The sequence below is a fragment of the Pigmentibacter ruber genome (assembly GCF_009792895.1).
Classification (GTDB): Bacteria; Bdellovibrionota_B; Oligoflexia; order Silvanigrellales; family Silvanigrellaceae; genus Silvanigrella; species Silvanigrella rubra.
On record NZ_WSSC01000004.1, the window covers coordinates 176,259 to 195,094 of the forward strand.

15 protein-coding genes are annotated in these 18,836 nt (G+C 29.4%); 8 read left to right on the forward strand and 7 right to left on the reverse strand.

From position 1 onward, the window contains the following. Positions 1 to 201: 201 nt before the first annotated feature. Genes GOY08_RS12350 through GOY08_RS12360 form a run of 3 tightly spaced genes read left to right on the forward strand, consistent with a single transcriptional unit; the run spans position 202 to position 3,472 of the window. Positions 202 to 1,254: a cysteine synthase family protein gene (locus tag GOY08_RS12350; protein ID WP_158999226.1), complete on the forward strand. Its 1,053-nt coding sequence runs from the start codon at positions 202 to 204 to the stop codon at positions 1,252 to 1,254. Further along, complete coding sequence (locus tag GOY08_RS12355; RefSeq protein ID WP_158999227.1) at positions 1,251 to 2,582, forward strand: hypothetical protein; 1,332 nt, start codon at positions 1,251 to 1,253, stop codon at positions 2,580 to 2,582. The genes GOY08_RS12350 and GOY08_RS12355 overlap by 4 nt, the downstream gene beginning before the upstream one ends. A gap of 11 nt (positions 2,583 to 2,593) precedes the next feature. Then, positions 2,594 to 3,472, forward strand: coding sequence for a GHMP family kinase ATP-binding protein (locus tag GOY08_RS12360; RefSeq protein ID WP_158999228.1), 879 nt, complete (start codon positions 2,594 to 2,596; stop codon positions 3,470 to 3,472). A gap of 83 nt (positions 3,473 to 3,555) precedes the next feature. Here GOY08_RS12360 and GOY08_RS12365 read toward each other — a convergent pair whose 3' ends face one another. Both GOY08_RS12365 and GOY08_RS12370 read right to left on the reverse strand, forming a co-directional pair. After that, positions 3,556 to 4,080, reverse strand: a complete 525-nt coding sequence (locus GOY08_RS12365; RefSeq protein WP_158999229.1) for a phospholipase D family nuclease — start codon at positions 4,078 to 4,080, stop codon at positions 3,556 to 3,558. A gap of 295 nt (positions 4,081 to 4,375) precedes the next feature. Continuing rightward, positions 4,376 to 5,368 carry a hypothetical protein gene (locus GOY08_RS12370; protein ID WP_158999230.1) on the reverse strand — a complete coding sequence of 331 codons (993 nt, stop codon included), beginning with the start codon at positions 5,366 to 5,368 and terminating at the stop codon, positions 4,376 to 4,378. A gap of 124 nt (positions 5,369 to 5,492) precedes the next feature. Between GOY08_RS12370 and GOY08_RS12375 the strand changes: the two genes are divergently transcribed. The 3 genes from GOY08_RS12375 to GOY08_RS12385 all read left to right on the forward strand — a co-directional run bounded on the left by GOY08_RS12375 (position 5,493) and on the right by GOY08_RS12385 (position 8,963). Continuing rightward, on the forward strand, positions 5,493 to 6,833 hold the full coding sequence (locus tag GOY08_RS12375; protein WP_158999231.1) for an OmpP1/FadL family transporter: 1,341 nt from the start codon (positions 5,493 to 5,495) through the stop codon (positions 6,831 to 6,833). A 225-nt stretch (positions 6,834 to 7,058) separates the two neighbouring features. Then, positions 7,059 to 8,204 carry a serine hydrolase domain-containing protein gene (locus GOY08_RS12380; protein WP_158999232.1) on the forward strand — a complete coding sequence of 382 codons (1,146 nt, stop codon included), beginning with the start codon at positions 7,059 to 7,061 and terminating at the stop codon, positions 8,202 to 8,204. Positions 8,205 to 8,327: 123 nt separating this feature from the next. Continuing rightward, positions 8,328 to 8,963, forward strand: coding sequence for a TMEM175 family protein (locus GOY08_RS12385; RefSeq protein ID WP_158999233.1), 636 nt, complete (start codon positions 8,328 to 8,330; stop codon positions 8,961 to 8,963). Between the two features lie 24 nt (positions 8,964 to 8,987). Here the strand turns inward: GOY08_RS12385 and GOY08_RS12390 are convergent, their stop codons facing one another. Genes GOY08_RS12390 through bioB form a run of 3 tightly spaced genes read right to left on the reverse strand, consistent with a single transcriptional unit; the run spans position 8,988 to position 13,473 of the window. After that, the gene (locus GOY08_RS12390; RefSeq protein ID WP_158999234.1) at positions 8,988 to 11,201 is read right to left on the reverse strand and encodes an aminotransferase class III-fold pyridoxal phosphate-dependent enzyme; all 2,214 of its coding nucleotides are present in this window, start codon (positions 11,199 to 11,201) and stop codon (positions 8,988 to 8,990) included. Between the two features lie 24 nt (positions 11,202 to 11,225). Further along, positions 11,226 to 12,431, reverse strand: coding sequence for an aminotransferase class I/II-fold pyridoxal phosphate-dependent enzyme (locus GOY08_RS12395; protein ID WP_158999235.1), 1,206 nt, complete (start codon positions 12,429 to 12,431; stop codon positions 11,226 to 11,228). After that, positions 12,421 to 13,473 carry a biotin synthase BioB gene (bioB, locus tag GOY08_RS12400; RefSeq protein WP_158999236.1) on the reverse strand — a complete coding sequence of 351 codons (1,053 nt, stop codon included), beginning with the start codon at positions 13,471 to 13,473 and terminating at the stop codon, positions 12,421 to 12,423. The genes GOY08_RS12395 and bioB overlap by 11 nt, the downstream gene beginning before the upstream one ends. 160 nt (positions 13,474 to 13,633) lie before the next feature. Between bioB and GOY08_RS12405 the strand changes: the two genes are divergently transcribed. After that, positions 13,634 to 14,953, forward strand: a complete 1,320-nt coding sequence (locus tag GOY08_RS12405) for a beta-ketoacyl-[acyl-carrier-protein] synthase family protein (protein WP_158999237.1) — start codon at positions 13,634 to 13,636, stop codon at positions 14,951 to 14,953. A 23-nt stretch (positions 14,954 to 14,976) separates the two neighbouring features. Then, complete coding sequence (locus GOY08_RS12410) at positions 14,977 to 16,914, forward strand: glycoside hydrolase (RefSeq protein WP_158999238.1); 1,938 nt, start codon at positions 14,977 to 14,979, stop codon at positions 16,912 to 16,914. 1 nt (position 16,915) lies between these two features. On the opposite strand, the gene GOY08_RS12415 is transcribed toward GOY08_RS12410, so the two are convergent. Together GOY08_RS12415 and GOY08_RS12420 are read right to left on the reverse strand one after the other, a co-directional pair. After that, positions 16,916 to 17,602 carry a hypothetical protein gene (locus tag GOY08_RS12415; RefSeq protein ID WP_158999239.1) on the reverse strand — a complete coding sequence of 229 codons (687 nt, stop codon included), beginning with the start codon at positions 17,600 to 17,602 and terminating at the stop codon, positions 16,916 to 16,918. 18 nt (positions 17,603 to 17,620) lie between these two features. Next, a complete protein-coding gene (locus tag GOY08_RS12420; RefSeq protein WP_158999240.1) occupies positions 17,621 to 18,829 on the reverse strand; it encodes a tetratricopeptide repeat protein in 1,209 nt (402 codons plus the stop codon). Positions 18,830 to 18,836 lie beyond the last annotated feature (7 nt).

Consider the following 18,836-nt stretch of genomic DNA (forward strand, 5'->3'; position numbering starts at 1 on the left):
TGCTGTAAAAGTTTTATGACTAAAAGTGTTCAACATACTTTCTTTAATTTGAATCTTTTCCCAATAAGTTCTTATTTTGATAGAAAAATTAAATTCATAACATCTCTTAATGATATATTTCGACCACCCATTTCTTAATCTAATTTTTTTGAAATTAACTACATTTTAAATATTTATATTCATCTTTAAAAGGATTAAGACATGAAAAATCTTTACCAAAATGTAATGGAATCCGTTGGAAATGTACCCACTGTCCGTTTAAATAATATAAGTGAAATTTGCAAAATTCATAAATTGTATCTTAAACTTGAGTCTTGCAATCCAGGTGGAAGCATAAAAGAAAAAAATGCCGTTTATTTAATAGAACAAGCAGAAAAAAAGGGGTTACTTTCAAAAGGTGGAATTATTGTGGAATCAAGCTCCGGCAATTTTGGAATTGGGCTTGCTATAGTCGGAGCAGCAAAAAACTATAAAGTATTTATTGTAGTTGATGCAAAAACTCCTTCAGCAACCAGAAAAATGCTTGAAGCATATGGAGCGACTTTAATTGATGTTCCTTTATCAGAAGCAGACGCAAATGGCTCTATGCAAGTTGCAAGAATGAAAAAAGCAGAAGAAATTGCAAAATCAACTGTTGGAGCTTGGTATCCTTGTCAACATAAAAATTCAGAAAATCCAACGGCACATAGTATTTTTACCGCACAAGAAATAGTTGATAATTTTGCCGGAGCACCGGACGCTATTGTAATTGGTTTAAGCACTTCAGGACAATTAACAGGAATTGGATCTTATTTTAAAAAGTTTTATCCTAATACTAAGATTATTGCCGTTGATGTCGCTGGGTCAAGTATTCTTGGCACGCCACCGCATCCCTATAAAATGACTGGCTTAGGACTTTCATTTACCCCCCCACAATTTAATGAAAATTTAATAGATATTGCTTATAGCGTTAAAGACAATTTAGCTTTTTCCGTTTGTCATGCACTAGCAAAAAAAGAAGGTTTACTGCTTGGAGGTTCTACAGGGGCTATTGTTGCTGCAGGAGTTTCCTATGCACTTACATTACAAAAAGAGCAATCTATTTTAATGATCAATCCAGATAGAGGTGATAGGTATTTGGATACAATTTATAATAAACAATGGATAGAAAAACAAAATATCAATATAAATTCTTTAGATTCTCTTCAAAATGAATTTATGAATTTAAAACCTATTGAAAATTTTTACTATAAAAAGCAAAGTAAAATATCATGAAAAATAATTTAATAAAAAAAATGTTAACTCTTTGGAAAGAATTTTTACCTCTTTCTATTAGCGATGTCACAATGGCGATGGGTGACCCTATGGTAAATTCAGCATTAGCACACTTGCCTCGTCCACAGCAGAATTTTGCTGCATTAGGTTTCATAAAATCATTAGTTGTATTGTTTGAAAGCCCTATCATATCTATGCTGCATGCCTCTAATGCATTATCTGATAAAAAAGAATCTCGTGAAGCATTATGGAGATTTGTTTTAATATCTTGTGCTGTATTAACAATTTGCTTACTTATTTTAGTAATCCCTCCCATTTTTTATTGGATAACAGAAAATTTATTTGGAATTTCTAATGAAATTTCTTCTCTTGCACATAAAATGTTGATGTGTTTATTACTTTGGCCTGCTTCGATTGCAATTAGAAGGTATTTTCAAGGAATTCTAATTATAAATGGCAAGCAAAAAACATTAGCAAATGCTGGCTTTCTCAGATTTTTTATTTTATTTATATGCCTTATTACTGGATTTTTATTAAATATAAGTAGTGGATTTTTAGCTGGCGGATCTATGATGATTGGTGTTTTATCAGAAACTATTTATGTTATTTTTGCAGCTAAAAAATATAAAAATTCTTCTTCAGAATTCATTTCAAAAAAGGAAACACATCTCTCAACTCCTAAAAATATAAAAGAAATATGGTTATTTTACTGGCCTTTAGCTCATTCAATGGTTCTTGTTTGGGGAGGAAGAGCTCTTTTAATTTTATTTTTGGCGCGTGCTATAGATAGTTCAATTGCTCTTGCTATTTGGCCTGTGACTTGGGCTTTAATTCTTGTATTTGGAAATACAACTAGAATGGTTCAACAAGTTATTATCCGAAATAAAGAAAAATATCATCCTATTGATTTTATCATTTTTGCTTTTAGTGTTGGTTCAATTTTATCAATTCTTATATTATTTTTAACACTTAGCCCCATAGGTAAAAGTATTCTTATATTATTTATTGGCAATAATGAAATGATATTAATTGGAGTTCAAAAAATATTACTCATTTGTTTTTCTGTTCCTTTATTTATTGCAATTCAAAATGTCATGCAAGGACTATTAATTGGGGTCGGAAAAACAAAAGAAATTAATTTTGCAACTTTATCTGCTACAGCTATTCTACTTTTCTGCTCATTTATTGGGATTTATTTAAATTACTCAGGCGCAATAGTTGCCGCAATTGCAATGATAATTTCGTTTATTGTAGAAATATTAATTTTAATTGCCAAAGTACCATGGAACCATTATGTAACTAAATATTCAAAACAAAATTTAATTTAAAAGGTGAAAATATGAAATTTACAGCTATAGCTCCAGGTACCTGTGGTGAGCTTCTTCAAGGGTTTATTGATGATAAAGATTTTTTAATTAATAGTCCTATTCCTTTTTTTGCTAAGGCGAGTGTTACAATAAATAATAAAGAAAGTAAAATAGAATTTTTAGAAGAGGAAAAATATTCAAAAATTAATAGGATAATTGATAAAATACTTTCCCACTTTAAAATTAAAGAAAATATTGCTTTAAATTTTGAAATAGATTCTAAAATTCCAAGAGGAAAAGGTCTAGCATCCAGCACAGCTGAGTTAACTGCTGTGATCCTTGCAATTAGCAAAGCTTTTAATAAAAATCTTTCTGATAATGAAATTAATAATTTGCTTATTTCAGTTGATAAATCTTCAGATGGCGTTTTTTTACCAGGAATATCATACATAAATCATCTTAAAGGCCATGTTTACAAAAAGTTTCAACACATACCATCTTTATCATTTATTATTGTAGATTCAGGTGGCGAAATTTCCACCCAAAAATTTGATAGAATACTTGCAAGGAATGTGTCTCTTAAACATGAAAATTCTTTAAGAGCTGCTTTGAAAATAATAAAAGAAGGATTTTTAACAAAAAATTCTAAATTAATTGCTCAAGCAGCTACTATAAGTGCAAGAATAAACCAAAACGTTTTATATAAAGATCCATTTGAAACACTAGTCAACGGAACAAAAGAGTATGGCGGGCTAGGAGTTAATTGTGCGCATACTGGAACTGTTTTAGGAGTTATGTTTGATCATAAAAATACGGATCAACATAGCTTACTAGAACGCGTTAAAACACTTATTCATCCCCTTCCTATCATAGGCATTTACCCCCTTATTTCAGGTTCAAGAATAAATTAATCACTTTTGTAAAAAATTATTCTAAGATTATTTCTATTAAAATTTTTTTTAGGAATAATCTTAATCAAATTACTTTTACTTTATCAATTCATCTTAGTAGAAACTTTTTGCCTATTAAACCAATTTTCAGTATATTTTTTTGCTAAATTAGCATCATCAATAATTATTACATTTTCAGCATTTTTTTGTTGTGCTGCTTTTGTAAAATTAAAACTTCCAGTAATAACTGTAAGGTTATCAATTATCATTACTTTATTATGTGCAATAGCTACTTTATCATCTTTCCAAGTTTGTATTTCCTGATTTACTAAAAACTTTGCAGATGAATACTTTTGAGAAAATTGAGACTTATCAAGAATGATCATTACTTCTACCCCTCTTTTTTTAGCATCTAAAATTGATTTAGCTATTGGCGCACTTGTAAAAGAATAGGCTTGAATAAGTAAAGATTTTTTTGCTTTTGCAATATTTTTTGTAATTAATTCAGTACAATTTTCTCCTGGTGTAAAACAAATTTCATAGCTTGAATTCTTAAAGTTTTCTGCATAAGAATTTGATGATTCTAGAAAACAAATTATTGCTAAAATTGCCATAATATTTTTATACATTTTTCCTCCTAAAATTTATTCTATAAACAAAAGTAATAATAATTTTAACTTTTTAAACAGCTTTAATACATTCTGAAATTTCCAAAATGCTCTTTGATATTAGATACTATAAAAAAATTATAATTGCTAAATTAGTTTAAAAATTTTAATTCAAATTATTTTCAATTTTAAAGAAAAATTATATTTAAAGCTTTTTATAGATATTGCTAAAATAAATATAATATAATAAATTTAAACTTCAAATATTATATTAATCTCAAAATATTTATTATACACTATAATATTACCAATTTATTTAATAAACATCATTTAACTGAATTAACTTAGTTGAACCATTCCTAGTTAGTTTTGCTATACTACAATTCGGTTGAAAAACTAAACTTTCAGTACCTGTTTTAGATCCCGACAAGGTAGTTGTAATAGTTCCTTGAGTTGGAAAGTTACATGGAGCTGTCCAAATCAATGCTGAACTTATCACAGCGGTTCCTGTAAATTTTGCTAAATTTTGTTGAACAGTAATAGTACCACTACTTATTGTTTTTGTTGCAGCATTAATTGCTAGAGTCAATGCATTTGATGAAATAGTATGCTCCCAAATAGGTTTACTTTTTGAGGTTATCGCCTTAATATTTAATCCAAGTATGGTTAAAGTAGTATTTACAATCAAATTTGTTGGATCGCCATTAGACGAACCGACATTAATGGCTGTGCCGCCTGTTACAGAGCTATTATAACCAGAATAAATTGTTGAGTCTAAATATATTTTAACCCCAGTTCCTGACAATCTATAGATCCCTGATTGATGAGTTCTTGTAAAGGAAATATTTCCCACTTGAAGAGGATTAATTATGCATGAATTATTATTAAATTCAAATGATACTTTTCCAGTTAAATAAGCATTTCCTATTGTTCCAGATACACAGTTTTCATAATTAAAATCTATAGTGGTATTTGTTATATCGCAAGCTAAAGGATTTGAGCCTAAATTATTTTGATCTACATAGAAACTTTGGCATAAATTATTTTGAGCAAAAGCAGATTGGCTAAATAAAATATAGTCAAAAATATTTTTATAATTATTTCTTTTATCTAAATTTTTAACATTTTGTATATCACTTGATAAACTTCCAACTATTCCAGATAGCGCTGATACAGCTGCTTCTGAAGTTGAAATTTCATTAGGATTTGTATTATTACTATTTTGAAAATCAATATTTTCTTCATTTGTACAAGATACTAATAAAATTAATACAAAAATATAACAAGAATTAGTTTTAACCTTTTTCATTTTTTATTACCTCATATTTAGAGTATTAAAAATAAAATTAAATTTTTAAATTTCTTGACATTATATTGACACAAAAATATTATATTTCGTACGAAAAAAGTAACTTAAAAAATGGAATATTTATTTGAAAAATGCGAAATATTTAAAGAACAAAATAGTCATTGTTATATTTTTAATGATCCAATTAAATGCAAATTCTGATTGGCAGCATTATAATAATTTTCTAATTGGTGACCGCGCAAGTGGAATGGGCGGGGCTTATACAGCTTTATCTGATGACCCTTCAGGAATTTTTTACAACCCAGGAGGATTAGCATTCTGCGGTGATTCTGAAATAAGCCTTTCAACCATTGGTTACTATACCAATACTCTAAAAGTAAATTCTTTGCTTGGTGTTAGTGATTTTCAATTAAAACAAAATGACGCTGATATGATAAACGGTTTTTTTGGTGGGGTGACTAAATTACAGCTATTTTCAAAAGATTTTTATCTATCTTTTGGAATTTTTGTTCCTGACAACTCTAATATTAATTCAAAAATAAGACTTTCAAGTTCAAATAATGGAGTAATATATGCTGGAGATCAAAGAATTACAGACAGTCAATCTAATTATTCTTTAGGAATTTCTACAAAATTATTTGATGACTTAGGATTAGGTTTTACAGTAGGGTTTTTAAATATTGATCATTCAGAGTTACTTACAAAAAACATAACCTATGGCCCTTTTCTAAACTCACTACAAAATTACGTCTATGCAGTAAATACTAATACCAGTGATAAAACTTTAAATTTAAAAGAAATTGATGTTTCCCTAGGTACCTTATATAAAATTCTTCCAGAACTATCTATTGGATTCACTTTAATTTATAAAATTCCAATATATCAATATTTTTCTTCTAGCTCTCTAGATTCAGCAATAGTTGTTGATTCTAACTTTATACCTGTTGAAGGAATCGTTACATTAGATGATGGAACTATTTTTACTCAACATGTTAACACCTATTCTTCATATCGCAGTTCATCTATTTTTAATAAATTACCTACACAATTTCGATTCGGCGTAGCCTGGAGTCCTAAAGCATACCAAACTCTATCAAGTGATATTGTTTACTATACAGGCATTCAAACAAGTGTCCCAAGTTACAACTTAAAACCAATTTTTAATTTTTCTTTCGGGTCAGAAACAATTTTTTTTGAGCAATTGAAATTAAGATTAGGAATATTTACCAATAATTGGGCAGGTAATGCAACAGAATCTGAACATGTTATCAATTCAGATTTTCTTGGTTTTTCAACTGGTTTAGCATATTCCAAAAATCAAAAAACCTCTTATGGTCTAACTGTAGTTTATCAACAGACTTTTAAAGCGTTGTATGTACCAGATACTTCTATCTCAAAATCTAATTATCCAAAGGTTGATTGGTCTACACTAATACTGTCGCTTGGTATGAGTAGTGAATTATGATTTCTGTTACATTGTAGAGTCTGTAATTCGTTCGAAATATACTCACTGTTACTTTGACTAGTGTTCACGACTCTATTGGGTAATAAAAATTAATATCTTTAATATCATATAGTTATAAAAGACAACTTGACTCATAACTTATATAAATACAAATATGTATCCTCTTAGATTTTTATTCTGAGAAATACACTTCTTTAAAATTTAATGTAACAATTTTGGTGAGTTATGGGAAGAATTGTTTTAGGTTTTTATTCTCTTCTTTTTTCTTTAAGTCTTAATAACAAGGCATACTCAAATATTGAAAATAAGAAAGAAATAATAAGTAAAGTTAAAAATTTTACACAAATTATTGAAAAAGAAAAAAAAGATCAACAAGGCTTTGTCCTTGCAATTTTATATAAAGATCAAGTTATATATAAGTCTATACATGGTTATAAAAAGGGCAAAAAATACCCAATTACTTCAAAAACATTATTCCCGCTTGCATCTGTATCAAAACCAATAACTGCTACAGCATTAGCGTTAATGGCTCAAAAAGGAAAAATAAATTTAAATGAACCTTTTGAGTTACCTTATATAAAAAATCCTATCCAATTTTCTAATATATTGAGCCATACTACTGGCTATCAATTCTCAGGTGATAGAGAAATTGAACGCGGATTTAGTCGTGATAAATTATTAAATACTTTAAAAAATCATCCTGTAGATTGCGAGCCTTTTAATTGCTATCGTTACAGTAATGCTACTTTTAGTTTAGTTGAAGAAGCGCTTAACTTGTATGATTTAAACTATAATGAAGTCATGAAAAACTTAAATAAGTCCTTACAGACGAAGGAAATTAGACTACAAGTAAATAAAACTAATGAAGATCTTGCTTATCCTCACTTAAAACAAAATGTAAAAGGAAAAATCTTATTTAAGCAGCTACCTTATCCACCCTATTATCCTAAAACGGTACCTGCATCTGCAGGAGTATTTGCTTCATTAAATGGGATGATAGAATTTTATAAATTAGCTTTTGGCTACAAACCTAACATTCTATCACCAAGAATTGCAAAAAGTATGTTTACTCCTGTTATTGCAAATAATGATGCAAAAAAATGGAATGTACAATGGCCCGCAAAAAAAGAAAATATTGAATCATCATATGCATTAGGATGGAGAATATTAAATATTAAAACCAATCCAGATAACACACTAGTTTATCATCCAGGTTTTATAAATGGAATTACTTCTTTTATAGGATTTATACCATCTAAAGAGGTTGGAATTATTATTTTAACAAATCAGGGATCAAAATTTGCTTCAAAAAATGGGATTGCATTTTGGAGTCATATTATCAGTAATCAAAAAAAATCAATAAGTTTTTAAATATATCTTTTTATTACTTTAACTATATCCTATATTTAGTAAATAAGTCATAATTTAATTACTTCCTCTTTTGAGTTCATCAAAAATATATTACTATAGAAATAATTTATAGGATTTATAAAAATGAACTTACTTAAAAATGCAATTCAAGTGGGTAACATGTCGAAAGCTCGTTTAGAAGCTTTTAGCGATGGTGTTATAGCGGTAATAATCACTGTATTAGTTTTAGAAATTCATTTACCTAATAATCATGTTAACCCTAATGATTTGACTCCAGTTCTGTTATCATTAATACCCAAAGGGATAAGCTACTTAATTAGTTTTATTACTATAACTGTCTGGTGGGTATCACATCATCAACTTTTACACATTATAGAAAAAACAGATCGAGGTTTGCTTTGGCTAAACTCTTTATTTTTACTATTTCTTTCATTTATTCCTTTTCCAACATCTTTAATTGGCGAATATCCCCAAGAGTTCTCTTCTATATTAATCTATGCTGCAACCGGAGTCTTTACTAGTATTAGTTTTACTATTATGAAATGGTATTGTTTATTTAAATCAAAATTAGTTTATCAAACAATTCCTGAAGAGATTCTTTTAAAAAGCTTTAAAAAAGGATTTATTAGTCCATTACTATATTTTTCTTCAATCATAATTGGATACTTCTATCCAATTATATCTTTTATTATTTTTGCTTTTATACCGTGCTATTATTTTATCCCTGGTCTTCTTGAAAAGCACATTATAAAAAAATAGTTTGTAAAAGATTTAACTAATATTTTATAAATGACATTCTAGTTTTAAATTATCGTATATTTTAGATAATACTACTTTCAAATATTCTTTTTTAGTATTAAATCCAGCAAATAAATACACAATATTTCCTAAACATCTTACATCAATATTTTCTTCTTTTAGTTTATCTACTAAAACTTTTGAACGTGTTGATGTGTAGTCTGAATGCTCATCTTGCAATTCAAACACAAAAACGCTTCCTAGAGCAAATACTTTGCTAATATTTTGTAATTCAGAAAATTTTTCGATTAATTCAAAATCCCAAGGTATTTCCAAACAATTATTATCACTACAAAAATGCGAAGAGTTAAACATTTCTTCTATTGCTTCAGCGGCAACAAAACAACCTATAGGATGAGCAGTATACGAATGCCCATGTAATAACGCGGTTGATAAACTATCTCCCAAAAAACTCTCAAAACATTCTTCAGTTGTTAGCGTTACAGATAAAGGTAGCAACCCACCTGTTAAAAGTTTTGCATAACATGCAATATCTGGTTTTTCATCCATCAAATGTGCAGCTGATATTTTTCCTAATCGCCAAAAGCCAGTAAAAACTTCATCAAATATAACCGGAATTTTTCTTTTCTTACATTCCTGAATTAATAACCTTTGAAATAAAGGATCTATTAATTTCATACCCCCAGCACCTTGCAAAATAGGTTCTAATAATAAAGCACCTACTGTGAATGATGAATCTTCTAATACATACATTTGTCTGTCTATATAGTTCTGATAAATTTCATTTAGAATGACATTATCTCTATTTTTATCAAAAATTTCATTTAAATTACTTATGTTTAATTCAAACAGCTTATCAGAATTAAATTCATCAGGTAAAGAAACAAAATACTTTTTATTTTTCATAAATACTGATGGATATGATAGCCAGTACCCCTTTGGCTCATACCAATAGTCATTAAATTTAAAAGAGTTTGGATTAGTTGCATTCATTGTTGCATGTGTATCACCATGATAAGTATCTTTTAATCCTAAAACTAAAATATTTTTTATTTTTTCATTTTGATTTGGAACACCAAATTTCTTTCTGAAAGCAATTTTTATAGCAACTTCTACAGCTGTTGAACCGTTATCAGAAAAGAAAACTCGCTTTGCCCAACCTTTTCCCACAGTATTAATTAATTTCTGTGTCAATTTAACTGCTGGTTCATGAATATTGCCAGGAAACATAACATGTCCGTATCTTGCAGCAGCCATAGCAGCTGCATGCGCTAAGCGAAAAGAAGCATGACCAATTCCTTGTGTCCACCAACTTGCATTTGCATCATAATTACAATGCGTAAGTATATTTTGATCGCGCAATTTATTTAAATTAACGTAAGTAATATTGTCCTTATAAGCACTATCTATAACCTTAGGTTCAATATTAAATCCATGTTGAGTAAAAGGCCACCAAATATGCTCTTTCGCTGTTTCAATATAATCTTCAATAACTTCTATTTTAGTTAAATGATAACTCGTTAAATGCTGAAATACATTTGAAAAAATTTCATCATTCGTTTTAAACCAATTTTCAAGTTCTTTTTTTCCAATTTTTTCTGTCTTATTTTCTTTATTTTCAGTAAGATTTTTAAATGAAAAAACAGGAAATTTATTTTTGTAATGTTTTTTTAAAAACACAGCATTTTCGTCTTTACCATCAAATAATAATACACATGCAATTTCATATCCTTTTGTTTCTAACAAAGCAATTGAACTAATTGTACAGGATATTCCTCCAAGTTTACTATCTGCTACAAAGATAATGGGAAGTCTTAAACTCCTATATACATCACATTGTAATTGCCCTTGTATCGTTGGTGAAGCGACTCCACCTGCACCTTCGATCAAAATAAATTGAGAATCATTATTTTTTAATTCTTCTTCTAGTATGCTCAACATTTTTTCATCTAAAATACATTGATCAGGATTATCATTACTATTTTCAAATATTGCTCGATGTGGGGATACGGGATTTGAAAGCGAGAAAATAGTTTTTGTTGAAACTAAATCAGATGGATTATATATTTTGATAAAAGAAGAATCGGAATCTAGCGGAAAACCTGTTTGAATTGGTTTAATATACAGTAACCGAAGTGCATTCTTCACCGCTGTCATGGTAATACCACAGGAAAAAATAGTTTTACCAACATCAGTATTTGCTGCCATGACATAATAAGCTGGAAATTTTGTTAACATATTTTTATTCCTATATTCTTAAATTTATTTTTTCAAATAATCGATCAAAGTATCTAAATCTTCTTTTGAATGACTAGCTTTTAAAATAATTCGAAAACGAGACGTGCCTTTAGGAACTGTTGGAGGACGTAAAGCTTTTAAAATCAATCCATTTTCAATAAAAAACTTTTCTTTTTGTTTAATTTGTAAATGATTTTTATAAACAAGAGGAAATATATTTGATTTTTGTTTATTGAAATCAAACAAGCTAAAGTTGAATTCAGTCTCAGTATCAGAAAATTCTATAATTTTATCTCTTAAATAGGAAATATTTTCTTGTAATTTAGTTATTAATTTTTCTCCCTCAGAAGAAAAAATAATTTCTAAAGATTGCAAAACCGCTCCTGTAACAAAAGGAGAGACAGCAGTAGAGTAGATTAAATGTCTAGATTTTTGAATCATACGTTCTTTTAATTGCTGATGATCTGTAGCTAGAAAACCACCAGCAACACCAACTGCTTTTCCACAGCCAGACATAGAAGCAAGTATATAAGGTTTTAAATATGGATATGCTTGTAGCCAAGTTCTACTCTTTCCGTAAATACCAATGGTATGAGTTTCATCAATGATAATTAATAAATTGTGTTTCTTACACAATTCAAACAATGCAACAGGATCGGAAAAATCTCCATCCACAGAATATAACGACTCTACAACAATTATTTTAACAGTCGCTTTGGAATGAGACAGTTTATTTTCTAAATGCAAATAGTCATTATGACGGAAAAAATCAAAGTAAACATTTGCATTTTTTAATCCATAAAATAAACTTGAATGACAACGATGATCTATATAATAATGGATGTTTGGTTTTTCTTGTTCTTCCCATTGAAACAAGGATAGAGCATCAAATAATGCAGCATTAGCTATAAAGCCACTAGGAAAAAAAATTGAATAACGAAAGTCGGTTTTTTCTGAAAAATAATTTTCTAACTTTGAAATATTTTTATCAAGTTCCAAAACTAATCTTGAACTACCAGAACCAGCACCATTTGTTAAAGCATTTATATACCCAGCTTCAATAATATTTTTGTTGCTTCGAAGATTTAAATAATCATTTGAGGAAAAATCTATAAAGTTTTTTTTATTTTTTACTAATTCCTGGAAGGAATTTATTTCACGATAATTTCCTTCCAGTTTTATTTTCTTTTGTGATTTTTCCCATAATTCATTGAGATAATTAAAGGACATGAACCATTTCTTTATTACAAACTGTTAGTGGTTTAGTCATATCATCAATTAATTGATTATCAAATGTGTAGCCTGGTAATGGTGACGTTAATAGCACTTCTCCAGAAAAAATAGAATTAGCTCCAGCGGTTAAACATAAAATTTGAGCTTCTCTGCTCATATCCATTCTACCAGCTGACAAGCGAATTCGCGATTTAGGTAGCAATAGACGGGCAACTGCAATTGTTCTAACAAAATGTAAAATATCTATGTCTTCCATTTTTTCTAGCGGAGTTCCATCAAATTTAACTAAAAAGTTTATTGGCACACTCTCAGGCTGAGGAGACATTGTAGCTAAAAAAGCTATTAACTTCATTCTATCTGAAGCTGATTCTCCCATCCCTAAAATACCACCACAACAAATATTGATATTCTGATTTCTAACATTTCTTAGAGTTTTTACTCTATCTTTAAACTTTCTAGTTGTAATGACTTTTGAATAATAATCCTTAGATGTATCAACATTATGATTGTAATAATCTAAGCCCGCTTGCTTTAATTTACTTGCCTGCTCTTCGTCTAAAAGTCCAAGGGTAACACAAGACTCCATACCAAGAGCTTTTACTTGTCGTATGGCCTCTAATACACGATCAAATTGTTCGCCACGTGGTGGTTTACGCCATGCCGCACCCATACAAAATCGTTGAGCCCCATTTTCTTTTGCAGCTTTGGCTTTTTCTACAATATCTTCAACTTCCATCAAAGGATGTTTTTTTATATCAGTTTCATAACGTGCACTTTGTGGACAGTAGGAACAGTCTTCAGGGCATGAACCGGTTTTTATAGATAGAAGAGCGCTTCTTTGAATATCCGCCTCAGGCCAGTTTTCTTTGTGCACACCTGCTGCTTCTTGAATCAGCTGCAAAAAGGGCAAGTGGTAATAATTCATAGCTTTCTGATAAATTTCTTCATCGTAATCTTCTGAAATCCCACAATCGATATTTTCAGTATGACAAGCTGTAGATAGGGGTTGGTTTTCAAAAGATTCTGATATCTGTTGCATTCACTTCTCCTCAAATTTATCACTTATAAAAGAACCAATAAGTCTTACAATTATTGATAATTTATGTAAAGTGCATACAGATTAGGAAATCTTTTTTCCTAAGATATTTTTTATTTAAATGAATAAAAACTGAGTTCACGGTATTTATTAAAGGGAAGCAATGACTGTTTCAAAAGAAAATTTTACTATTTATACAGATATTGTGAGTAGCTTTTGTCATTTGCCTGCCGTATTGCAATCAAATGCAAATATTGCGAAAGATTTTCAAACCACTGGTAAAACAGTTTCCGATGTCGCATCTTCTATCCAAAAACATACCGGAATTATCCAAAGAAGATATGCTTTACCCGAACAAGCTTGCAGTGATCTTGTCATCCAAGCTGTTTTACATTCAAGTATTGACTTAAATAATCTTGCCTCTATAGTTGTCGCAACCACCTCGGGTGATTGCCCCTCACCTGCAACAGCACATTTTATTCATTCGGGTTTAAATTTACATCCCTACGTCCATTGTTTTGATGTTGCTAGCTCATGTAGTAGCTATCTTTCAGCCCTTAGAAGTTCACTTGGTATTACTCAGACGACTTCTCAAGCTGTTTTACTTGCAGCAAGCGAAGTAAAAAATAAGGGTCTTCTCCAAAATGATCTTAGAACACGTTCTTTATTTGGAGATGGAGCCGCAGGAATTGTTTTAAGGCAAAATTTGCCTAAGAAAAATAAAGATTTTTTTTGTTTCGCTTATCAAGAATCAAATTCAAAAATTATCAACAATATAACAATTCCGGTTGGAGGATCTCGCCAACCAACTACTCTTGAAAACATAAACAATAATAAGCTTTTTTTAAATCAACCCAAAGAAACATTTTCAATTATTGTGAAATCATTAATAAAAGCAATTGAAAGCTGTTGGGAACAAAGAACAAAAATGTTGTTAGAAATGAATAATAAATATGATGAGACAGTTCCTTGTACTATTTTCATTCACCAAGCTAATAAAAATATTTTGAAAGACGTTAAGCAAAAAATTAATCCCCAATTATCAGACAAAATAACTATTCTTATGGCTGATATTGGTAATACAGTTTGCGCTTCCTTACCTATCCTACGATGCCGTGTGTTGTTTTTAAAAAATATTTTATCTTATGAAAAAAATTATATTTGTAAAAAAGAATTAGTTAATTATTTTAGTAAAATATGTCAAAAATCAAACATTTTTTCCTATAAAATAAAAGAAAATGGAATAATATTTCAAACTATTTATGCAAATGAATTAATCGAAATTTTTGATTCAGGCTCTTCTTCTTTAAGTAACTCATGGTTAGAACAAATAAGTGAAGAAGAGTATTTAGATTTAGTAAATTTAACAAAAAAAGAAACAGAAACTTGCAATAAAGATAGTGCAAGAATAAAGTACCTAGACATTTGGATTGCTGCTGGAGGGGGTTTTCAAACAGTAGGAGTCCTGCATGGGAAGTTATAAATCATCAATATTCTAGGGTTAATATGAAGTTTTTTTCTAAAAAATCTCTCTTTTTTTTTATCTGTCTAAATATTAATAATATAAATGCATTTGCTGATACAAATGTTGTTGAAATCCAATTAGACAACTGGAGTGCTGAAATTAATTTAAAAAGTTTAGAAGTAGTGGGAAAAATTGAGCAAAATTCTCTTTCTATAGCTTCTCCAATTTCTCACTTATTAAGTGATTTTAAAAATTTAAAAAAAAGTTCAAATATTTATAGCTGGGAGTATCCTGACAAAAATATTTCAGTTGAAGTAAAAAAAGAAAATAATTTTTTAGTGTTTAAATTTACTTCTAAAATTCCACAGATTTTTGAATGGCCAAGTACTTTAACTTCAACCACTTCTGATACAAATAATTCTGAAGAATTAGTTATACCAGATGGAGAAGGTTTACTTATCCCAACTCAAGATCCATTTTGGATTGCCAAAATTGACAAATATGATGCCTATGAATATTCAATGAAAGAACAGCTTACATTGCCCTTATTTGCTAATATAACTGATTATAATACCGTAACGTATATATCTGATAGTTCGTTAAATAATACTTTAAAATTTAATAAAAATTCAGATAGTATTTATATTCAACAGGAACATCAATTTAGGCAAAAAGATAATTTATCACCATATGTTATTAAAATTACAGTAGATCCTAAACAAGATTTTTTGGCTCCAGGAAAACATTTTAGAAATTTATTGTCACAAAAAAACGAACTCATTACTTTAAAACAAAAAGCATCGCATAATAAAGAAATAACCAAACTATATGGAGCTTTTCATGCTTATCTTTGGGGAACCGGCAGAACTGAAGAATCCTTAAAATTATTAAAAGATTTAGGTATTCATTCATTGTGGCTCGGCTATGATCAAAATAATCACGAGAAATATAAAGTAACTAAAAAATTTATTCAGTCTGCAAAAAATTATGGATATTTAGTTGGACCTTACGATACTTGGGAAAATATTCAAAATCCTAAAACTGCAGATACACAACTTTCTATTTTTCCAAATGCCTGGCCAATTGCTGCTATTATTGAAGAGGGAGGCAAACGCAAACCTGGTTTTCAAAACCGTGGATACGAAGCAAGTTCTGAATATTTTGCGAAGCAAAAACCTGAAAATAGAGATTTGTATTTAAGATTAAAAAATTTTAAAGAAACAGGAATTAATAGTTACTTTTTAGATGTAGATGCAACAGGATTATTGCATGATGATTATTCACCGCTCCATCCAATGAACGCAAAAAAAGATATGGAAAATAGAATTAAACGCTTAAACTATATTTCTAAAAATGAAAAATTAGTACTTGGGTCAGAAACTGCTGTTTATTGGGCAATACCTAGTCTAGCCTTTGCGCATGGAAATTTTTCTGTATTTAATTCTCCACACTGGCAATTAAGCAGACAACAAAAAATTTATGGGCGTTGGTATCCAACTGAAAGACCAGAATTCTTTTTCAAAACAATTAAAGCCCCAGAAGATTATGAAAATACTAAATATAATCCTTTATATCGAATTCCACTCTTTCAATATGTCTACCATGATGCCATTATTAGCACTGATAGATGGGAAATTCCAATCACTAAATTTAGCAATTTAAAAACTAAAAGAACATTATTTGAAATTCTGTATGGAATACCTTCTATGTGGTCTTTGGATTTAAAACTAATTAAAGAAAATAAAATAGATTTAAAAAAATATTCTGATTTTTTTCAAATTTACCATCATAAAATAGCTGAATTACCTTTAACAAATTTTGAATTTCTAACTAATGATAAATTTGTCCAGCAAGCTAAATATGGGAATGAAATAATAGTTACTGCAAACTTTTCAAAAATTAATTATAAGAATATTCCGAAAGAAAGTGTCGAAGTAAATTATCTAAAAGAAAATAAAAAAGTAATTTATACACCTTAATTTATTTATTCTTTTCTTCATAAAATACTTGTTCAAATACTTTTCTTTCATCTACCATGGTATAAGAAGCCTTCGTTTCTTTAACTAAATTATTTGCAAAATCTAAAACTTCTTTTAAATCACAATTCTGAATGCCTTTTTTCAAAAACTTAATCATACCTTCATTTAGCTTTTTTTGTGCATTTAAAGCATGCTCTATTCTTTGAGTTTGAATATCTTCAAAATTTAGTGATTGAATCATGGTATAGACTTGAGGTCTTAAGCGCTCTTCTAATCTAGAAACACTTTCTATTCGTTTAGAAATTTCAGACCAAATCTTATCAAAAGCATTAGAATCAGTTGTGGAAGTTTTTGTACTTTGTGTTTGTGCTTGATTAGCTGCTTTATCTTGTCCACTTGCCTCAGCAAAAATATCATCGGCTCTAAAATTAGCTCTTTGATTTAAAGCTTGAGCTTCAGATTCTGCTTTACTAAATAAATTCTCATAAATTTCGTTTGCTTGCTGTCCTTCTTCGACTACTAAATTGTCCATTTTTTGAATTGCTTCAGACATTGCTTCGACAAAAGAACGTACATTTGATTGTAAATCTATAAGTTGATATTCCATCAAAATTGAGAAATGAAAAAGAAGCTGCATCAACATTTGTTCAGGAGTCTGCGCTTTTGCAAATGATAATTCTTTTTCCATTAGCTTCTCTCCAATATTCTAACCTTCTATCGACGCACCTAACTCACTTAGTTTCTCTTTAGCTTTATTGTAGTTAGGATCTATCTTTAAAATACGCCGCAGTATTTTAATAGCTTCGTCCTTTTTATCCCAAAAAATAAGTGTTACAGCCTTGTTAAACAAGACAAGATGATTATCGGGTTGTTTCTTTAAAATCTGATTATAAGTTAACACTGCTTTTTCAAAATCTTTTGAATCTCGATAACAAATAGCTAAAGAATTGGCGTAACTCACATTTTCTGGATCTATCCGCACGGCCTCTTTTAATAGCTTTAAAGCATTGACATAATCTTTTTTCAAAAAGTAACAATAGCCCAATCTTTCAATAATATAAGGATGTTTTAATCCTGCACTTGCACCAATATTTAGTATACTTAAACACTCATCAATTTTATTTTGCTTAAGTAATGATTCAGTACAACCTTCATAACGAATAATGTTCATTGGGCTTAGTTCTAGAGCTTTTTTTAAATCTTCAAGTGCTTTTTCGTCTTGTTTCATAGCTGTATAAATATCAGCTCGTACAACATAGGCGTGAATATAGTTTTCATTTTTTTCAATTCCTTTATTCACATAACCTAACGCTTCTTCTAAACTATTTTGCTTAATTTGCACCCTTGCCATGCCAATATAAGGTCTAGCCGCTTTTTCTGATACTTTTGTCAGTTCCGAGTAAATTTGAAATGCCTGAGGATAATCTTCAGCTCTTAATTTTGCTTTAGCGAGTTCATAAACTCTTTCTGGATTTTTAGGATTGTTAAATACATTATAAGCATTTCTTATTTTGGGTAACAAATCCCCTTGGGATATAGGGCGGACTAAAATGTCATCCATCCCCATTTCCAAGGCAAACATAAGTTCTGCCTTGTTTAAAGGTTTTGACATTAAAATAAAAGGGGGACGTGAAACATTAGGATCTTCCATCAATTCTTTTAACATATCGTAGCCTGTGACAACATCTAAATCATCACCTTCTAATGCAATATGGGCAGGTTTAACTTTAAGTTCAGCTAAAGATGCATGACCATCCCTATCAGCTCTTACATTATTAAATCCTAATTTATTTAAATGATGTTTAATTATCAGACGGATTTCATTATGTGATTCACCAACATGAATGGATAATTCTGTACTGAATGGCTCTGGTGGATTTAATCCAAACTTTTTAAAGAGATCAGAATGATCCACCTTGAAC